A 3,791-nucleotide genomic window follows, 5' to 3' on the forward strand; every position below is an offset into this window, starting at 1 on the left:
CTCCAGTGTTTTTACTAAGAGTTGTCAAACAATCCGAAACTGGTTTGGAGAAATAATTAGTTATTTCGAGCGAAGGACAGCGAATGGGGTGGTCGAGGGAATCAACAATAAACTTAAACTAATAAAAAGAAGAGGCTATGGCTTTAGAAACTTTCGGAATTTTTGGTTTATAAGTATGTTATCTTGGCATCTTGTCTGTTAATTTAGCATAAAGAGTAACGAAGAGCCATTCCTTCTTTCAAAACTATACCTATCAATCGTTTCCCCTTTTTTTAAGTTTCTTCTCTTTTTGTTAAGAAAGATCTGACTAATGGATAGCCCCTTGATAAGGGGGGTGCCGATAGACGGGGGAATCTGACAGTTTTTAACACCTACCTACTTATGAACGTCTAAAGTATAGTATATTCACAGGGGTGAAGTTTAGTTATTCGCTCTGTACATTAGTTATCCCAGTTGAACTAACATCGTGCTGACAAAGTTTTCTATGAATGATCAAACAATTAGTTACGAAAGTATTTCATCTCAGTTATGTTGCACCATTTTACCGACTTATAATGAGAGAGATAACATCATTCCCTTGCTTAACCGATTATTAGCCTCTATGCCCCCACCATACTTAATTATAGTGATCGATGATAATTCCCCCGATGGAACTGGGCAAGTAGTAGCAGAGTTCGCCAAATGCTATCCTCTTTCTCACCAAGATTCAGAGTTTAAGTATGGAGTAGTCCTTCAGTCTCGCATTGGAGAAAAGGGGTTAACAAATGCTCTACAAAGAGGGATTGACGATGCTATTGATCTGTATGGGGCGAAAATTGTAACTTGGATGGATTGTGATCTTTCCATGCCCCCCGAAGATGTTCCGAAGTTAATCAAATCCATTCAGGAGCGGGGGGCTGATCTGGCGGTGGGTTCACGCTGGGTGGCTGGTGGGGGTGATATTGCCCACGGGAAAATGGCTAGAATCTTAAGTTGGATTATCAATCATATAGCGATAGTGATTTTGGGAAATCAGGTTCACGATTATACCAGTGGTTTTATTGCCGCTCGTTCCCGAGTCTTAAAAAAGATTCGCTTGAGAGGAGACTATGGAGAATACTGTATTGACTTATTGTGTCGTGCTTCTCGTTCAGGTTATAAGCTAGTGGAAGTTCCTTATTTATGTGTTCCACGAAAGTCGGGCGAGAGTAAAACGGGAATTAATTTATTCGATTATTTGGATAAGGGAAAGCATTATGTAGCCACCATCTTTAGACTTATGTAATGCTTTCCGATCTCTTGGAAGTCCCGTAAATCCGTCTTAGTACCATCAAAGCCCCAAAACTTAAGATGCTGAGGACAACTCCTGCTTTTCAAGCAGCTATACTTTTGCAGTTTTTACTGTTTGCGAATAAGTAATAATACTCATGGCATGACTTGATACGATAGCTGTATTTTATTCTTTGGAACGCTCTAATGATAAAGTAGGCTGTGGCTTCCTTTCGTTGAGTATTCTGGTTCTTCGGTTTGTGTTATGCAATGTACGGGGGTTATAAGGGATGGAACCCTTATATAGAAAGACGTTTGGCGATTTTTGTCAATTGTTTTTGATATAGAGCGAACTAATCAATTAAATCTCTTGCCAGATAAGGATTTAGTCGATTTATGCCACCCTATCGAACCATAACAAGTAACGAAGAGCCAGTATTCTCAGTATGCAACAGTTTATTCCTCTAGAATTAATCAGCTATTTTTTGATGTTTCAGACCCATTTCTCAAAACCGAATTTCATTTATTTTCAAGGGTATTTATGGGGGCTGTTGCTGACTGGGGGACGAAAAACTATGAACAATATTGCTCACTGTTGCTTCTGGATTGACCGAAATTTATGTAGTTGGGAACGCTTTTTATCTGATAATTTATGGGACGTTAATGCAGTTAGAAATACTTTGGTTCAGATCCTAGTTCAGAAGTTAGAGGATAAATTAAAATTTCACGGTGCTTATTTGGCTTGTGTGGATACTTTATTAATTGCCAAAAATGGAACTAGAATGTTAGGAGTTCAGAAGTGGCATGATCACAGTGGAAATGCTGATAGAGGAGAAGAACTTAAAGGACACCACTGGGCAATTCTTGGGTTAATTAGTTATGAGAAAACCAGTCAGCGCTATTGGTGTTGGGTGACTAAATTGAGGTTGATATCTGGTAATTTAAATCCCTTCCAATTCATTGTTAACGAGGACGGAGTAACCCGTAGAGCCAATTTCTGGGATGGAGTTATCCCTTTGATTCTCGAATTAAAAAAGACACTTGGTTTAAATTCCTTGCGGGTTGTTGTAGATGCTTATTTTAGTAAAGCTCCTTTCTTATCTCCCTTAGTTGATAAACTAATTAATGTCATTACTCGTATGAGAAAAGATGCTGTTGCCTGGGATAATAGAATTGAAAATAAATCGAAGAAGTCTTTCATTTTGGATGGAAAATGGAAACTTGCACATCTACTTAAAGAGTTCAAACCTCAATCACTCTCAGTTAAAATTTATGGAAAATTTACCCAAGTCGAAGCTGTGGAGCGAGAAGTTTATACTCGTGGATTTCAACCAAAAGTCAAAGTTGTGGTAATGAAAGGAGCTAAAGAACCGATTATTTTAATGTCAACTGATATCACTTTAACTGCTATTCAAATTATTGAAATTTATGGCTCCCGTTTCTCTATTGAATTAGCCATTAGAGATTTAAAACAGCACTTTGGTTTGGGTGATTATCAGTGCTATTTAGGAATAGCTATTGACCGTTTTGTTCAATTAGCTTGCGTTGCTTATTGTTTATTCCGTTTATTTCAAATCAAAGAAATAGAACAAAGTTGGATGCCAAAAGTTTCGCCTTCATGTTCACTTTTCAGTTTTTCCCGCCTTCGTAGAGGACTTCAACACTTTGCCATTACCCAAGTGCTTTCTCAAAAGTCCGCTCCTGAAGCGGACTTGCCGTCACGCTCCCGTGAGTTAGACCAGATTCTTCGTTTGGCGGCTTAGTCCACCAGTTACAACTTTTTATGGTTAGCCCAGGAGTTTTATTTCTGGGTCAATTTCTGCAAAAGTATAGAAGCAGGAGTCCAATCATAGCGTAGTAAAACTTGATATACCTGAACTTCCCCCATACATATATACTACAATAGCCAAAAACCCTTATCCATCAATGGATACGCCCCTTAACTTTTCTTAATGTACCCATGTAATTTGTAACATTTCTGGCTCTTCGGGAATTGTTATGCAAATAATTAACTTAAAATAAAATTCGATGAGAGTACCTACGCCTAAAAGTAGCTGAAATCTATACAGGGAGACACTTACGGCACAAACAAGTTAATATCAAAAGATAGACAATCGAGTTAAGATTTGATATAATAGCCAAAAACCAGAGTATTTTACCTATGATACTTGACAAATTTTTGAACCTAAAAGGAACGTCTATTCAAGGCTATCTACACCTAGAAAATATCGGTATAGTTTGCCGAATCGAATCGAAAAATCAAAAAGCAATCTGTCCTCGTTGTGGGTTAGAGAGCGATAAACTCCACCAAAATCATCGACATTTAGTCAAAGATTTACCAATCTCAGGTCAACCAGTGTACCTACAGGTTAATCGTCGTCAATTTAAGTGCGATAATTGTCGAAAACCCTTTAGTGAAGAGTTAGATTTTGTCGCCAAGAAACGAACCTATACGAAAAGACTAGCCGAGAATATACTCGAACAATTAAAAGAAGGAGATATTTTAAATGTTAGCCGAAGAAATGACGTAACGGAAGAAGAGA

4 protein-coding genes are annotated in these 3,791 nt (G+C 37.9%); all 4 read left to right on the top strand.

Translation table 11 applies throughout. The features are described from left to right. Positions 1 to 202: transposase (locus IQ224_RS22505; protein ID WP_194033512.1), on the top strand; the 202-nt coding region annotated here is incomplete at its 5' end. 282 nt (positions 203 to 484) lie between these two features. After that, the gene (locus IQ224_RS22510) at positions 485 to 1,264 is read left to right on the top strand and encodes a polyprenol monophosphomannose synthase (protein WP_194033513.1); all 780 of its coding nucleotides are present in this window, start codon (positions 485 to 487) and stop codon (positions 1,262 to 1,264) included. Positions 1,265 to 1,736: 472 nt separating this feature from the next. Then, positions 1,737 to 3,011: a transposase gene (locus IQ224_RS22515; protein ID WP_228036362.1), complete on the top strand. Its 1,275-nt coding sequence runs from the start codon at positions 1,737 to 1,739 to the stop codon at positions 3,009 to 3,011. Between the two features lie 398 nt (positions 3,012 to 3,409). Further along, positions 3,410 to 3,791, top strand: a 382-nt coding sequence (locus tag IQ224_RS22520) for a transposase family protein (protein WP_194032458.1), incomplete at its 3' end; no start/stop codon positions are given.

It is taken from the genome of Microcystis sp. LEGE 00066, assembly GCF_015207925.1.
Lineage (GTDB): Bacteria > Cyanobacteriota > Cyanobacteriia > Cyanobacteriales > Microcystaceae > Microcystis > Microcystis ichthyoblabe_A.

Coding starts and splice junctions, on each gene's coding strand:
- IQ224_RS22510 (WP_194033513.1), top strand. CDS start 485: ATGAATGATCAAACAATTAGTTACGAAAGTATTTCATCTCAGTTATGT.
- IQ224_RS22515 (WP_228036362.1), top strand. CDS start 1,737: ATGTTTCAGACCCATTTCTCAAAACCGAATTTCATTTATTTTCAAGGG.